The organism is Sphingopyxis sp. GW821-FHT02C12, assembly GCF_059421785.1.
Window position 1 is genome coordinate 1,867,863 of the sequence record NZ_JBWKVQ010000001.1, and the last position, 13,780, is coordinate 1,881,642.

Annotated in this window: 15 protein-coding genes; 3 read left to right on the forward strand and 12 right to left on the reverse strand. The window is 66.5% G+C overall.

What is annotated here, in order from left to right; genetic code table 11:
* Position 1 precedes the first annotated feature (1 nt).
* The 7 genes from AC07U1_RS08905 to AC07U1_RS08935 all read right to left on the reverse strand — a co-directional run bounded on the left by AC07U1_RS08905 (position 2) and on the right by AC07U1_RS08935 (position 6,216).
* Entirely contained in the window at positions 2–1,771 is a 1,770-nt protein-coding gene (locus tag AC07U1_RS08905; RefSeq protein ID WP_495176777.1) for a B12-binding domain-containing radical SAM protein, read from the reverse strand.
* 84 nt (positions 1,772–1,855) lie between these two features.
* The gene (locus AC07U1_RS08910; RefSeq protein ID WP_495176776.1) at positions 1,856–3,136 is read right to left on the reverse strand and encodes a serine hydrolase domain-containing protein; all 1,281 of its coding nucleotides are present in this window, start codon (positions 3,134–3,136) and stop codon (positions 1,856–1,858) included.
* Positions 3,137–3,215: 79 nt separating this feature from the next.
* Positions 3,216–3,665 (reverse strand): hypothetical protein, encoded by a 450-nt coding sequence (locus AC07U1_RS08915; protein ID WP_495176775.1) that lies wholly within the window; start codon positions 3,663–3,665, stop codon positions 3,216–3,218.
* The gene (locus AC07U1_RS08920; protein WP_495176774.1) at positions 3,658–4,293 is read right to left on the reverse strand and encodes a CoA transferase subunit B; all 636 of its coding nucleotides are present in this window, start codon (positions 4,291–4,293) and stop codon (positions 3,658–3,660) included. Before AC07U1_RS08920 ends, AC07U1_RS08915 begins: the two co-directional genes overlap by 8 nt.
* Positions 4,293–5,195: an HAD family acid phosphatase gene (locus tag AC07U1_RS08925; RefSeq protein WP_495176773.1), complete on the reverse strand. Its 903-nt coding sequence runs from the start codon at positions 5,193–5,195 to the stop codon at positions 4,293–4,295. The genes AC07U1_RS08920 and AC07U1_RS08925 overlap by 1 nt, the downstream gene beginning before the upstream one ends.
* Positions 5,195–5,506, reverse strand: coding sequence for a DUF5076 domain-containing protein (locus AC07U1_RS08930; protein WP_443028029.1), 312 nt, complete (start codon positions 5,504–5,506; stop codon positions 5,195–5,197). The genes AC07U1_RS08925 and AC07U1_RS08930 overlap by 1 nt, the downstream gene beginning before the upstream one ends.
* Entirely contained in the window at positions 5,506–6,216 is a 711-nt protein-coding gene (locus AC07U1_RS08935; RefSeq protein ID WP_495176772.1) for a CoA transferase subunit A, read from the reverse strand. Before AC07U1_RS08935 ends, AC07U1_RS08930 begins: the two co-directional genes overlap by 1 nt.
* Before the next feature lie 91 nt (positions 6,217–6,307).
* Here AC07U1_RS08935 and AC07U1_RS08940 point away from each other — a divergent pair, with 91 nt between their 5' ends.
* Both AC07U1_RS08940 and AC07U1_RS08945 read left to right on the forward strand, forming a co-directional pair.
* A complete protein-coding gene (locus AC07U1_RS08940; protein WP_495177471.1) occupies positions 6,308–7,234 on the forward strand; it encodes a LysR family transcriptional regulator in 927 nt (308 codons plus the stop codon).
* A 35-nt stretch (positions 7,235–7,269) separates the two neighbouring features.
* The gene (locus tag AC07U1_RS08945; RefSeq protein WP_495176771.1) at positions 7,270–8,079 is read left to right on the forward strand and encodes a universal stress protein; all 810 of its coding nucleotides are present in this window, start codon (positions 7,270–7,272) and stop codon (positions 8,077–8,079) included.
* 4 nt (positions 8,080–8,083) lie between these two features.
* On the opposite strand, the gene AC07U1_RS08950 is transcribed toward AC07U1_RS08945, so the two are convergent.
* The 3 genes from AC07U1_RS08950 to AC07U1_RS08960 form a co-directional block, all read right to left on the reverse strand.
* Positions 8,084–8,743 carry an HAD-IA family hydrolase gene (locus AC07U1_RS08950; RefSeq protein WP_187141194.1) on the reverse strand — a complete coding sequence of 220 codons (660 nt, stop codon included), beginning with the start codon at positions 8,741–8,743 and terminating at the stop codon, positions 8,084–8,086.
* A 59-nt stretch (positions 8,744–8,802) separates the two neighbouring features.
* Positions 8,803–10,422, reverse strand: coding sequence for a peroxidase family protein (locus AC07U1_RS08955; RefSeq protein WP_495176770.1), 1,620 nt, complete (start codon positions 10,420–10,422; stop codon positions 8,803–8,805).
* A 176-nt stretch (positions 10,423–10,598) separates the two neighbouring features.
* Positions 10,599–11,708: a DUF2855 family protein gene (locus AC07U1_RS08960; protein WP_495176769.1), complete on the reverse strand. Its 1,110-nt coding sequence runs from the start codon at positions 11,706–11,708 to the stop codon at positions 10,599–10,601.
* Positions 11,709–11,764: 56 nt separating this feature from the next.
* Between AC07U1_RS08960 and AC07U1_RS08965 the strand changes: the two genes are divergently transcribed.
* Positions 11,765–12,148: a DUF488 domain-containing protein gene (locus AC07U1_RS08965; RefSeq protein WP_492737110.1), complete on the forward strand. Its 384-nt coding sequence runs from the start codon at positions 11,765–11,767 to the stop codon at positions 12,146–12,148.
* On the opposite strand, the gene AC07U1_RS08970 is transcribed toward AC07U1_RS08965, so the two are convergent.
* Both AC07U1_RS08970 and AC07U1_RS08975 read right to left on the reverse strand, forming a co-directional pair.
* A complete protein-coding gene (locus AC07U1_RS08970) occupies positions 12,145–12,834 on the reverse strand; it encodes a VIT1/CCC1 transporter family protein (RefSeq protein WP_492737108.1) in 690 nt (229 codons plus the stop codon). The two genes, AC07U1_RS08965 and AC07U1_RS08970, sit on opposite strands and share 4 nt — an antisense overlap.
* A gap of 19 nt (positions 12,835–12,853) precedes the next feature.
* Entirely contained in the window at positions 12,854–13,774 is a 921-nt protein-coding gene (locus AC07U1_RS08975; protein ID WP_495176768.1) for an SMP-30/gluconolactonase/LRE family protein, read from the reverse strand.
* Positions 13,775–13,780: the final 6 nt, after the last annotated feature.

Here is a 13,780-nt window from a genome sequence, read left to right on the forward strand (position 1 = left end):
GTCAGGCGGCTTTGGCGCGCGCGGTGCGGCGTTGCGAATGATCGGTGGCGCGGGTGTCGGCGATCAGCGGCGAGGCGCCGTCGCCGGTATCGGCGCTGATCGCGCGGTCGCGATAGGCGAAGCGGTCGGGGTCGGTGACGATCCGCCGCATCATCCGGTAAAGCCTCGCATAGGTGACCAGGCTGCCGCCGAGCGCGTGGACCAGGTGCGCGCCATAGCCGGTCCAGAAGGCAAAGACATTTTCCCGCGGCAGGCCGGGACGCCGCTGGGTCCGCCGCTTGATCCGCACATAACCCGACTCGAGCTTGGCGACGCCCTCCAGCCGCACCGCCTCGCGATAGGCAAGCAGGCGGTTGACCGTCGTCTTTTTCTTGTTCGAACCGAGCGCGGCCATGCGGCGCAATATGCGCTCCATATGATCCCAGCTGTAAAAGCTGCGGTGCGCGTCGCGATAGGCACGCTCCCATTCCTCGTCGCTCATCGTCGGATGGTGGGTGACGCGGTGGTTGAGGTCATATTTGTTGAGATCGGGGTCCATCCATGCGCCGGTGTCGACCAGCCGGCGATGATCCTCGCTGCCCGGCAGCGGGGTGAGGTAATTCAGATAGAGCGTGTCGACGGGAAGCTCTTCCTTGAGCATCTCGATATCGTGCATCACCGACGCATAGCTGTCGTTCGGGAAACCGATGATATAGCCGCAGGTGATCACCACCGGGTGGCGTTTCCACGCCAGGAACATCTCGCGATATTCCTCGACGCGGTTCTGGCGCTTTTTGGCGGCCTCCAGATTGTCGGGATTGATATTTTCCAGCCCGATGAAAATCTGGTCGGCGCCCGCGGCGACGCATTTGTCGATGAAGCCGTCGATGCGGTGCGCGAGGGTGTCGACCTGGATCGCCATGCGGACGCCCAGTCCTTCGTCTTGCAAGGCGATCAGCCGATCGAGCAAAGGCTCCCAGTGACGATTGCGCGCGAAATTATCGTCGGTCAGAAAGAAGCGCGACACACCCTGCGCGGCGTTGGCGCGCACGATCGCCTCAAGGTCGTCGGGGGTGCGGAACCGGCTCTTGCGCCCCTGCACGTTGATGATCGTGCAGAAACTGCATTCGAACGGGCAGCCGCGGCCGAGGTCGAAGCTGGCGTAACGATTGATGTTGCGGTCGACCTGCGCCTTGGGGAGGAGCGGCAGCGGCGCGCCCTCGAGATGCGGGGTCTTGCCGAGCCAGTTATACACGGGCTTCATCGCACCGTTCGCGGCATCGACCAGCACCTCGTCGATCCGGCCCTCCTCGGCCTCGCCGGCGAAGAAGGAGACGCCGAGGTCCTGCGCCTCGACCAGTTCGGGCGGCATCGCCTTCAGCATCGACAGGCAGCCTGAGACATGGAAGCCGCCGATCGCGACCTGCACCCCGCCCGACCGGAAGTCGCGCGCGAGGTCGAGCGCGCGGGGGAACTGGTTCGACTGCACCCCGACCAGCCCGACAAACCCGCCACCGGCGCGGCGGATCGAGCGGGCGATCTTCGCGGCGTCGACCTTGCTGTGGATCTCGTCGACCACCTCGATGCGCACCTCGCGGTCCGCGAGCACGCCGCGTGCCAGCGCATCCTCGATGATCCCGGTCAGGCAGGCGAGCGAGTTCGATGGGATGATCGACCGCCACCATTGCAGCGGATAGCCGTCGTCGTCGTAGCGCGTCGGCTTGACCAGCCAGATGTGAAAGGGGGGCCGCCTAGCATCGGTGCCGATGGCGGTGTGGCGTTGCGCGGTCAAGGATGATTCGGCGCCCAAGACCATAGTCCTAGCGCGGCGCCAGAGGCGCCGCCAGCCCTCGATTGCCCTGCCGGTTCGGGACGATTATCCCTTTGTTTCCTCGGCAATCGGGCGCGCCTTGGCCGCGGCGCCGCCCTGTTGGGGCAGTTCGCTGAGGTCGAGCCAGTTGGCGCCCGCGCGCTTGTGATAGCTGTCGATCGCCGCGAAGGGGATGCGGAAGGGGAAACCGAAATCGCTGTTCCACAGCGCGACGACGCCCGTGCGCGTCGCCGGTTCGAAGATCATCGTCGCGCGATAACCCGACACCGCCCCCGAATGGCCTTCGAGCCGGTGGCCCTCATAGGTGAAGTTCCGCCAGCCGAGGCCATAGGATGCCTCGTTCGTGGCCTGACGCAGGGCGCCGCCATAGAGCCGCGCGGTGCCGACGCGCGGGCGATGGGCGATCTGCAACGTCGCGGCCGGCAGCACCTCGGGGCGGGCGCCCATCATCGCCTGCATCCATGTGGCGAAATCGACGATATCGCTCTCGACCCCCGCGGCGGCGGGAACGCGCCAATAGGCCTCCTTGACCGGCCGGACATGGCCGTTGCCATGCGGCCTCGCCCAATCCTTCGCGCCGGTCAGCCGCGCCATCCCGTAACCCGCGCTGACCATGCCCAGCGGCAGGAAAAACCGGTCCTCGACCGCCTTGCCGAACGGTTTGTCCGCGGCGCGGCCCAATATCTCGCTCGCGGTATCGAAGGCGATGTTCTGATAGGTGTGGCAGGTGCCGGGTTCGCATTGCAGCGGCGCGGTGGCAAGGCTGGCGCGCAGCAATGCCGGGTCCTGCCCTTCCTCCAGTTTCTCGTCATAGGCGTTTTTGGTGAGGCCGGTGCGCTGCGCCAGCACATCGGCGAGCGTGATCCGCGCTTCGGCGCCGCCGGGCAGGCGCAGCGATGCGTGCGAAGCGCCGACCGGACGGTCCAGATCGATCCGGCCTTCGCGGGCCATGGCGGCGGCCATCGCGCCCGTCGCGGTCTTGGAAACCGAGGCCCAGCGGAACAGGGTCTGCAGCGTGGCCGGCGCGCCGGTCGAGCGGTCGGCGACGCCATAGGCGCGCACGAAGCTCAGCTTGCCGTCTTCGACCACCGCCACCGCCAGCCCGGCCATTTCGGGGCGCTGCGCCAGGTCGGTCAATTGCTTGTCGAGCGCGCGATAGTCGATCCGCCCGCGCCATTCCGCCGGTGTGTCGGGCAGGTTCTCAGGGGCTGCCATCGGGATCGGGATGCTGGCAAGCGTGTGGCTGCCACCAGAGGCACCAAGGCCAAACCAGCCCGCCGAGCCGAGCACGGCGAGGGCTATCAGAACAAGGAAAAAGCGCTTCATGGACTCGTGACTGAATGGCGACCTTATATTTGGCTGTCGTCTTAGCGGCGACTTCCCCCGCCGTCACCCCCGCAGCGGCTCACGGTGCCAGATGGCGCCAGGCCTTGACCGTCCCGACCGCGTAAACCGCGCCATAGACCAGCACGATCAGCGAAGACCAGATCGCGAAACTGTCGCTATGCTGCGGCCGCCACAGGTGGAGGGGCACAAAGACCAGCCCGCGCAGCAGGTAGACGCCGGTGATGACGATCAGCCCGGTCCGCAGCAGCGGCAGGCGCGGAAGCGACCCGGCGCCCGAAAAAGCATAGGCGGCCCAGACCATCAGCACGGCGGCAATCCCCAGCGTGATCAGCGTCGGCGTCCAGTCGCCGCGCGCGGCGGCGCGCGCCATGCCCTCGCCGGCGCCGAAAAACCGATACCAGTCGGGGCCGCCGAAGATGCAGGTGATGTGCAGCAGCGCGGCCAGAACCGACAGCCACCCGCCGACGATCAGCCAGGCGGAGCCGGGACCCGCCGCGACATCATGCAATATAATGCGCCGTCGTCTTTTCGGCGACGTCCTCGGCCGTCACCCCGGGGGCGACTTCGACCAGCCGGAACGGGCTGTCATGGTCGTCGCGTTTGAACACCGCGAGGTCGGTGATGATCATGTCGACGACATTCTTACCGGTCAGCGGCAGCGTACAGGCCGGGATGAACTTGGGGCTGCCGTCCTTGGCATTGTGCTCCATCACGACGATGATCTTCTTGACCCCGGCGACGAGGTCCATCGCGCCGCCCATGCCCTTGATCATCTTGCCCGGGATCATCCAGTTGGCGATGTCGCCATTTTCGGCGATTTCCATCGCGCCGAGCACGGTCAGGTCGATATGCCCGCCGCGGATCATCGCGAAACTGTCGGCCGAACTGAAATAGGCCGTTTGCGGCAGCTCGCTGATCGTCTGCTTGCCGGCGTTGATCAGGTCGGCATCCTCGTCGCCCTCGAGCGGGAAGGGCCCGATGCCGAGCATGCCATTCTCCGACTGCAGCGTCACCGTCATCCCCGCTGGGATATGGTTCGCAACCAAAGTCGGGATGCCGATCCCCAGGTTGACGTAATAGCCGTCCTGCAGTTCCTTCGCGGCGCGCGCCGCCATATCATCACGCGTCCAGGCCATTATTTCGGCTCCCATTTTTTGTCGGAGGGGAAAGCGTCGTCCCAGCCCAGCTTTTCCCAGGGGCCATAGACGGGGTTGGGGAAAAGGAACCAGCCCTTGTCCCATAATGCGGTGGCGCCCGCGCTGGTCGCGAGCGCCATGCGCTGCGCCGCGGGCAAATCCCTGACGTTGAACTGCTGGCTGAAGTCGCCGAGCTGGTCGCCGCCGAGGATGATGACGCAATATTTCGCCGCGATCGCCGCGCGGCGGCCATCCTTGCTCGATCCGCCGGCGTCGTCGCCCATCAGGAACAAGGTCTCGCCATGCTTGAACGCGCCAAGCCCGGCGGCGCGCAGCGTATCCTCGCTACCCTTGGCATTGGCGGCGCTGCGGTTGGTGTTGGCGATGACGGTGATTCCCGCGGCGCGCAGGGCGTTCACCATCTCGATCGTCCCCGGCATCGCGACCGCCTTGCCCGCGCCGGTCTTTTCCCACTGGTCCCAGACCTTCGGGTCGAAGCTGGTGCCCGTCTCGGCGAAATGGCGCATAGGGCCGAGGTTCCAGATCAAGGTCTCGTCTGCGTCGAACACCGCGGCAAAGGGTTTGTCGCCGCACGGCTCGAACGCCGGGGCATCGACGCCCGCGCCGGGCGCGAGGACGACGCTGTCCTTGGGCCGCTGCTTGATCCGTTCCACGCCATAGTCGGCGATCCGCGCATTGGTCGCACGCACCGCAACCGCCGCCTCGGGCGAGCCATAAAGATATTGCAGCGCGACCGGCGGCTTGGTCGCTTCGGCCAGCGCGGGGCCGGGGGGCGGTGGAACGGAAACGGTCGCATCGGGTGTTGCTGCGCATCCTGCAAGCGACAGCGCGATGGCGACCGCGACGCCACCTGATTCAATGCGGACGCTGGCCTTGGGCATTAGCTGGCCCTTTCCGTTTGATCGGGGCTTTCGATGCGAGAACGTTCCTCGTCGAAGCCCTTCCAAAGCTCGCTCAGCGCTTCTTCCTCGCTAAAGCTACCCGTCGCTGCATATCCTGCCGCGGCCGTATGCATGCATTCCACCAAAAGCGAACCGAGTAGTGCGGGCGAATTTACGACGTCGGGCGCTACGAGAACGAAGGATCGTTCTGTCGAGACCCAGAACCGAGCCACCTCGTGATACCGATCGTCGAGTTCCGCATGACCGGTCAACGGTACGGAATGAGGATGCTCCGGTCGCCGACCGAACATCACGCCGTCTCGCGCGGGCGCACGGTGCGGAACTCGATCTTCTTGTCATAGGGCGCGCCGACGATCATCCGCTTCACATAGATGCCAGGCAGGTGGATGGCGTCGGGATCGAGGCTGCCGGTCGGCACGATCTCTTCGACCTCGGCGACGCAGATCCTGGCGGCGGTCGCCATCGGCTGGTTGAAGTTGCGCGCGGTCTTGCGGAAGATCAGGTTGCCGCTCTCGTCGGCCTTCCACCCCTTGATGATCGCGAGGTCGGCGAAGATGCCGCGTTCGAGGATATAATCCTGACCGTCGAAATTCTTCACTTCCTTGCCCTCGGCGACGAGCGTGCCGACGCCGGTCTTGGTGTAGAAGCCGGGGATGCCCGCGCCGCCCGCGCGGCAGCGTTCGGCGAGCGTGCCCTGCGGACAGAATTCGACCTCGAGTTCGCCGGCCAGATATTGCCGTTCGAACTCCTTATTCTCCCCGACATAGGAGGAGATCATCTTCTTGACCTGCTTGGTGCGTAGCAGCTTGCCGAGTCCTTCGCCGTCGATGCCGGCGTTGTTGCTGGCGATGGTCAGGTCTTTGGTGCCCGCGTCGCGGATCGCGTCGATCAGCCGTTCGGGAATGCCGCAAAGGCCGAAGCCGCCCGCACAAATCTGCATGCCGTCGAAGAGCAGTCCTTCGAGTGCGGCGGCGGCGTCGGAATAGCGCTTGTTCCCCATGAAACAGCCTCCTTGATGGGTGATCGGCGCCGACATTGGCGCATTTGATCCATCAATTCTAATTATTCTAATTTTCCGCTATACATAAATGATGTCTATCAGTCGCATCTCGCTCTACCATCTCGAAACTCTGCTGTGGATCGACCGGCTGGGAACCTTTTCGGCGGCGGCCGAGCGTCTGAACACGACCCAGCCGGCGGTGTCGGCGCGCATGCGCGAGCTGGAGCAGCGGATGGGGGCCGCGCTGTTCCGGCGCGACGGGCGCGGCATGTCGTTGACCGCGGCGGGGCGCAAGCTGGTGCGCGATTGCGATCCGCTGCTGCGCGACATGCAGCGCGCGTTGCTCGGCTCGGGCGGTTTTGCCGAGGCGAGCGGGGTGGTGCGGATCGGCGCGGGCGAGATCGCGGCGGCAAGCTGCCTGCCGCCCTTCGTCGCGGCGCTCAAGGACCAGATGCCGGGGGTCGGGCTGGAGATCGAGATCGACCTCACCGCGAACCTGATCCAGCAACTGCTCACCGGGCGCACCGACATTGCCTTCGCCGCCGGGCCGGTCGCGCATCCGGCGCTCAAGACGCGGCCGATCGGCGAGGTGGCGCTGGTCTGGCTGGCGAGTCCCGCGACCGCCGCGGCCTTTTCCGAAGGGCGTGAAGGCGCCTCGGTGCCCGTCTGGTCGCTTGCCAGCCATTCGCCGATCCACGGCCGGATGCGCGAGGCGATCCGGTCGTCGCGCATCGCGCAGAAATCGCTCAACCTCTGCAACAATGCGCGGATGATGATCGACATCGCGCGGGCGGGCGGCGGCGTCGGCATCTTTCCCGAACCGATGGTGCGCGGCGCGATGGCCGAGGGGGCGTTGGTCGAACTCGCGGGGCTGCCCGCGCTCGCGCCGGTCGAATTCCAGGTCGCGATGCGCGTCGCCGATACCGAGCCGGTGCTGACGCGCATTTTCGACGAAGCGGCGCAATTGCGCATCGCCGGCGCAAATTTGACCCCGGTCAATGATGGGGCATCCGGCTGACGCCAAGAGGGACCCCATCAGCACAGGAGGTCCCGATGCGTTCGATTCTCGTCCACGCCGATCATGATAGCGCGAATGAAGGGCGGTTGCAGACCGCGCTCGCCATCGCGCGGCGACAGCGCGCGCATGTCACGCTGATGATCGCGACGCCGTTCCAGCAATTCATCGCGGTCGATCCGTTCGGCGGTACCTATCTCGCCACCGAGGCGATGGCGAAGGCGCAGCTCGACGATGCCGCGCTCGACGCGGCGCTGTCGGCGCGGCTGGCGAAGGAGGATGTGCCGTGGGACATCGCCGCCGCCGACGGCGATATCGCGGCGTCGCTCGCGGCGGCGGCGACCTTCGCCGACCTCGCGATCGTCAGCCTGCCAGGCGCCGGGCACGATCGCTGGAAGGAACCCGGCCTGCTTGCCGGCGACCTTTCGCTGGCGATCAGCGCGCCGGTGCTGGCGCTGCCGCGCGACGCGGCGACGCTCGATCTCGATGCGCCCGCGATGGTCGCCTGGAACGGCAGTCCCGAGGCGGCGCACGCGCTGCGCGCCGCGCTCCCGCTGTTCGCCGGACGGCGGGTCGAACTGGTTGGCGTCGGCGAAGATGACGGAAGGCTGCCCGCGACCGATGCGCTCGCCTATCTCTCGCGCCACGACATCCATGCCGGGGCGCGGGTCATCCCGCGCGGGACGCTGTCGGTCGAAGAGAGGCTCGAGGGTGCCGCGCTCGACATGGGGGCGGGGCTGATCGTCATGGGCGCCTTCGGCCGCAGCCGGCTGCGCGAGACGCTGTTCGGCGGGGTGACGCGCTATCTGGTGACGAGCGGGCGCATCGCGCTGCTGCTCGCCCACTGACGCGTCAGGGCAGCGCGATCCCCAGCACCGCCGACAGGTCGGCGAGCGCCTGTTCGCCGCTCGTCACCTTGATCGCGTGCATGCCGAGCGCCGCCGCCGGTTTGCAGTTGATGCCGAGGTCGTCGAGATAGACGCATTCGCCGGGTTCGACGCCCAGCGTTTCGCACATCATCAGATAGATGGCGGGGTCGGGTTTGCGCACGCCGGCCTTGCTCGATTCGATGACATGCTCGAAGCGCGCCATGATGCGCGCGACTTCCTGCGCGGCTTGCTCGCTGCGCGTCATGCCGGCGCCCTTGATCCCCATCTTGCCGCCGGGGACGTTGTTGGTGATGCACCCGATGCGAAAGCCCTTCGCCTTCAGCGTGTCGAGCGCCGTCACCATGTCGGGCCGCACCGCCCCCGCGATGACCGCTAGCACCGCGCTGCCTTCCAATTCATGCCCCAGCGCGCGGGCCTCGTCCGCGAACATCGTGTCGAAGGTCGCGGCGTCGATTTCGGCGCGCTCGAACTTCGCCCAGGCATTGTCGTCGGGGTTGGCCGCATTGACCCGCCGCACGAAATCGTGCGGCAGCCCGCGCTCGGCCTCGAGCCGGTTGAAAGCCTCAAAGGGGGACGCGGTGATGACGCCGCCGAAGTCGAAGATGACGGTGGTGATGGACATGGCGCGGCTAGAGCGAAATTTGCCCGCCGCGTCAAACCGCCATTCGCCGATCGCTCGCCTCAGTCGCGCCGCCAGTCGCGCCGCGTCATTCCGACGAAGCGCTCGCCGAGCCCGCGGGCGTTGCGCGTCAATATGTCGCGCAGCGTGCGGGTCGCCTCGATCGCTTCGAGTCCCTTGGCGGTAAAGGCCAGTTCGCGGTTCGCCGGATCGCCATAGACATGGCGGCTGAGCAGCGGGTTGGTCAGCGCCTGCGAAAAGGCGTCCATCGCCACCATCGCCAGGATCAGGTCGGGCAGCGGGCCATTGTGACCCACCGGCTCGGCGAACAGGCCGACATAGAATTCGACATTGTCGGGCGTCCCGTAAAGCGCCTCCAGCTCGCTCGCGAGGGCCTTGCGGCGCGCATCCTCGGCGGCATTCTTGCTCTTGCCGACGATGTCGCGAAAGCTTTCGGCCCGGTCGAGCCCCATCGCGGCGCGATAGGCGTTATAGCCGTCGATATGGTTTACGCGTGCCTGTTCGACCGCCTTGGTCTCGGCCCGGATCAGGAAGCTCGCCGAATTGTGGAGCCCGATCTGCATGGCGTTGTTCGCCGAAATCTCGGCGAACGAGGTCGCCAGCCCGTCGCGCAGCACCAGCCGGTTGTCGAGCAACAGGCCGGCACCCGGCAGCGTCGCGCCGTCCCAGACGAGGTTTTCGGGCACCAGCGAATGCCAGCGATAGAGCAGGCTGAACTCGGCGGTCATCCAATTGGGGCGATTCCAGTCGGCTTCCCACGCGACCTCCGGATCGGCGCGAAAGCGGAAGGCCGATGTGTTGATGTGGTTGATATATTCCTCGACCACGATCTTGATGAACATGAAGATCAGGATGTTGCGCGCGATCTGGAACACGCGCTCGTCGTCCCAGCCGGGGTTCTGTGCGTCGAGCATCGCCGCCAGCCGGTTATGTTCGCGCAGGAACAGGGTGTTGACCATCGTCACCTGCGGCGAGGCATTGGCGCGGTCGCCGCCCACCGCGAACAGCGATTTTTTCCCTTCGGGCGTGGCATGATCGAGTCCGAGCGGCGGGTCGAGAATCTGGCTGCCGTCGTCGGCCAGGAAATGCGGGTCGATGCTGCCGTCGTCGCGATAGAGGAAGGGCGGCCACTCCTCGCCGCCGACCGTCTGGGTCTTGAGCCGGCCCTTGTGCCCCGCGGTTTCGCTGCGCAGCCGCAACACATCGGTCTGGCGCCGGGTGCGGCCATAGAGCGCGCTCAGGTCGATCTCGTGATTGCTCGTCGTGCGCCGCCGGTTGGTCAGCGCGTCGTCGTTCGACAACTGGGTGCGGATAAAGCCGTCGGTCAGATATTGGGCAAAGGCCGGAAACAGGCAGGTCGATTTGGCGCAGGGGCGCTGCCCGCCCGGACCGGGAACGAACAGCGCCGCGACGCTGTTCTCGGGCGGCCGCCGGCTGCGCATCGCCTCGGCATCGGGGTAACGGTTCGCCGGCAGCAGCCGCGCATTGTAACTGCGGTCGGTCAGCCCGTCCCAGCAGATATAATCATAGCGCGTGCTCCACGGATGCGGGCGGTTGCGCGCGCCGTCGACCAGCTTGTCGATCAGGAATTCATTGACTCCGCTGCGGCCGGCCACCGCGGTGATCGCCTTCAGCGCCAGATCCTCGAGAAAACTACCCATGTCGCCCTCCATCCCCCATGATCGGGATTGTTCGGACTTGGCGAGCGACGCATTTCGAAAGACGCCCGTTGCAGCGACCGGCGTTTCTGTTCTGGCCCCGCGATGGCGGGGGGCTTTTCATACACGAAAAGCGGCGGCCCCGCACCGCCAATCGACGGGCAGAGCCGGGGATCGGATCAGGCGGGCAGGACCAGGATGCCCGCCTTCGGGTCGGCGTCGCCCGACAGCATTTCGCGATAGGCGGCCAGCGCCGCTTCGCCGCCATGGCGCTTGTCGATCGTCGCGAGTCGCGGCGCGACGTCCATGAACGCCAGCCAGGCTTCGGCGATCTTCCGCCCGAACGCCGGGCCGCCCCAGTCGGCGATGCGCTTCTGGCTGCGGCCGGGGGCGAAGAATCCCTGGCGCTCGGGGCCGGGCAGCCCCTCGACATCGGCCTGCGCGTCCCAGTGCGATTTGCCGACGATGATCGACGCCTTCAACTGATTCCCGAAATGGCTGTGCACGACGCGCGTGACCGCGCCATTGCCCGCCATGTCGACGAGCGCGGCGGGGGTGGCGGCGTTGAGCGTCATGATCTGGTCGTAGCTGATGACGCGGTCGTAAATGCCCTGCGCGGCGAGGGCATCGACATTGGCGGCGCTGGTCAGCCCGATCGTTTCGGGGCGATGTCCGGCGCGCTGCGCCAGCGAAAAGCCCAACCCGATCGCGGTCTTGCTCGACGCGCTGGCGATCAAAATCTGCTGCACGCCATAATCGCCCTCATCCTCGAACTGGTCGGCGATCAGCCAGCCGGTGAGGAACAGCGGGCGGAACACCGGCCAATAATCATGATCGGCGGCGCGATAGTCGGGCAGCGCGCCGATCCGCTGATACTGGTTATAGATCGGGGGCAGGGTGGTGCGGCGCGGCGTCACATCGGTGAAGCCGCCGGGGCCGGCGTTGCCGACATTGAGCACGGCATGGCTCGCCATCGGATAATAGCCATAGAAAGTCTCGCCGACCGCGATCCCCTCGGCGGCGCTCTCGGTGACGGTCGCGAATCCCCACACCGGCAGACGGCCGGGCACATCGCGTTCGGCGAAGAAATCCCAATAGCCCTGGTCGTTGCCGAACAGCCCGGCGGGCTTGCCGAACACCGCATAGGTGATGTTGTTCGCGGTCATCGCATAGCCGTCGACGCGCACGCGGACCTGTCCCGGCGCCAGCGGCGCGGCGGGATCGGCCACAAGCGCGGCACGCGCGATATCGTCGCGATCGATGTCGATCGCCCATCCGGTTTCATTCATGTGCGGACCCCTCCGGCTGCTTGCCCGCGAACGCGGGATGGTCGATAGTCATACAGATGGCAGCGCCCCTGACAATCGCGGTGAAACGCATTTACGAACCGGCCGGGTCGGACGACGGCACCCGCTTCCTCGTCGACCGGCTGTGGCCGCGCGGGGTGTCGAAGGAGAAGGCCGCGCTCGCCGCCTGGCTGAAGCCGCTGTCGCCCAGCGACGATCTGCGTGAACGCTTTCATCATGCGACAGCCGATTCGGATGAGGCGTGGGACGCATTCCGCCATGGCTATTTTGCCGAGCTCGACGGCGGCGGAGACGAGGTGAAAGCGGCGCTGTTCACCCTCGATGCCGCCGCGAAGGCGGGTCCCGTGACATTGCTTTACGCCGCGAAGAGCGAAGAGCGGAACAATGCGGTGGCGCTGCGCGAGTGGCTGCTCGCGCGCTAACCCGCCACCGCGCCGAACAGCGACCCGATCGCGATCGTCGCCGCCATCGCCATCGCGCCCCAGAAGGTGACGCGGACCACCGGGCGCAGCATCGGCGCATTGCCCGCCCGGGCGCCCAATGCGCCGAGCAGCGCGAGGAAGAGCAGCGACGCCGCCGAGACGGTCCACGGCAGCGATGCGCCGCGGTCGAAAAATACGGTCGCCAGCGGCAGCGCGGCGCCGACGGTAAAGCTCGCGGCGGAGGCGGCCGCCGCCTGGATCGGCCGCGCCGCCATCTCGCGCGACATGCCGAGTTCGTCGCGCAGATGCGTGTCGAGCGCGTCGTGCGCGGTCAGTTGCGCCGCGACCTGTTGCGCGAGCGCGCGGTCGAGACCGCGCTGCTCGTAGATTTGCGTCAGCTCCTCCAGCTCGAACTCGGGATCGGCGGCAAGGTGCCGCTTTTCGAGCTCGACGTCGGCTTTCTCGGCGTCGCCCTGCGAACTCACCGACACATATTCGCCCGCCGCCATCGACATCGCGCCCGCGACGAGGCCCGCGGTGCCGGTGACGAGGATCGACGAGGCCGAGGCGCCCGCCGCCGCGACCCCGGCGATCAGGCTGGCGGTCGAGACGATGCCGTCATTGGCCCCCAGGATCGCGGCGCGCAGCCAGCCGATCCGCGTGACCGCGTGGGTTTCCTCGTGCATGCCTTTTCCGTTTCTGGCCCTAATATTGCAGCTGCAGTCCCGGCCGCGCCCAGCGGGTCTTCACCAGCCGTCCGCTGCCCGACAGCGTCAGATAGGCATCCTGCCGGTCGGGTCCGCCGAACGCAATATTGGTGGTGAAAATGTCGTCGGTCGCGACGAATTCGACCAGATCGCCCGCCGGCGACACCACCGAAATCCCGCATTCGCCGATCGTCGCGACGCAGATGTTGCCCGACGCCTCCATCGCGAGGCTGTCGAAGAATTTATAGCCGGCGGGGCGATAGAGCGGGATGCCGGGGCCGCCCGGTCCGGCGTCGGCGGCGACCTTGCCCGGCGCGACGATGTTGAACTTCATCAGGCGGCAGGTGTAGGTCTCGGCGGCATAGAGTATGCTGCCGTCGGGCGACAGGCCGACGCCATTGGGGTTGTTCGACGGAAAGATGACCTCTTCGATAAAGCTGCCGTCGGCCTTGGCGTAAAAGATGCCGACGATGTCGTGGCTCCGCTTGCTGTAATCGATCTTGCCATGGTCTGTGAACCAGAAGCCGCCATGCGCATCGAACATGATGTCGTTGGGGCCGCGCAAAACGACCCCGTTGTCGCCCGACTTGTACAATATCTCGACCGCGCCGGTGTCGATGTCGATGCGTTCGATCCGGCCGCCCGAATAGTCGCTCGCGATGCCGTGCGGGGCCAGATAGCCGTTCGATTCGACATAGTTGAAGCCGCCGTTGTTGCAGCAATAAAGTTTGCCGTCGGGACCGATCGCGAGGCCGTTGGGACCGCCGCCGGGGGTTGCGATCACTTCCTTCCTGTCGCCGGGCCAGCAGCGCGTGATGCATCCGCGCTCGATCTCGACGACGATGACGCTGCCGTCGTCCATCACGACCGGCGCCTCGGGAAAGCGCAATCCGCTCGCGATCAATTCAAACTCGGCCATCCTCGT

Coding starts and splice junctions, on each gene's coding strand:
- AC07U1_RS08975 (WP_495176768.1), bottom strand. CDS start 13,774: ATGGCCGAGTTTGAATTGATCGCGAGCGGATTGCGCTTTCCCGAGGCG.
- AC07U1_RS08920 (WP_495176774.1), bottom strand. CDS start 4,293: ATGGCCTGGACGCGTGATGATATGGCGGCGCGCGCCGCGAAGGAACTG.
- AC07U1_RS08970 (WP_492737108.1), bottom strand. CDS start 12,834: ATGCACGAGGAAACCCACGCGGTCACGCGGATCGGCTGGCTGCGCGCC.
- AC07U1_RS08950 (WP_187141194.1), bottom strand. CDS start 8,743: ATGTCCATCACCACCGTCATCTTCGACTTCGGCGGCGTCATCACCGCG.
- AC07U1_RS08935 (WP_495176772.1), bottom strand. CDS start 6,216: ATGGGGAACAAGCGCTATTCCGACGCCGCCGCCGCACTCGAAGGACTG.
- AC07U1_RS08910 (WP_495176776.1), bottom strand. CDS start 3,136: ATGAAGCGCTTTTTCCTTGTTCTGATAGCCCTCGCCGTGCTCGGCTCG.
- AC07U1_RS08955 (WP_495176770.1), bottom strand. CDS start 10,422: ATGGGTAGTTTTCTCGAGGATCTGGCGCTGAAGGCGATCACCGCGGTG.
- AC07U1_RS08945 (WP_495176771.1), top strand. CDS start 7,270: ATGCGTTCGATTCTCGTCCACGCCGATCATGATAGCGCGAATGAAGGG.
- AC07U1_RS08965 (WP_492737110.1), top strand. CDS start 11,765: ATGGCAGCGCCCCTGACAATCGCGGTGAAACGCATTTACGAACCGGCC.
- AC07U1_RS08925 (WP_495176773.1), bottom strand. CDS start 5,195: ATGCCCAAGGCCAGCGTCCGCATTGAATCAGGTGGCGTCGCGGTCGCC.
- AC07U1_RS08960 (WP_495176769.1), bottom strand. CDS start 11,708: ATGAATGAAACCGGATGGGCGATCGACATCGATCGCGACGATATCGCG.
- AC07U1_RS08930 (WP_443028029.1), bottom strand. CDS start 5,506: ATGTTCGGTCGGCGACCGGAGCATCCTCATTCCGTACCGTTGACCGGT.
- AC07U1_RS08940 (WP_495177471.1), top strand. CDS start 6,308: ATGTCTATCAGTCGCATCTCGCTCTACCATCTCGAAACTCTGCTGTGG.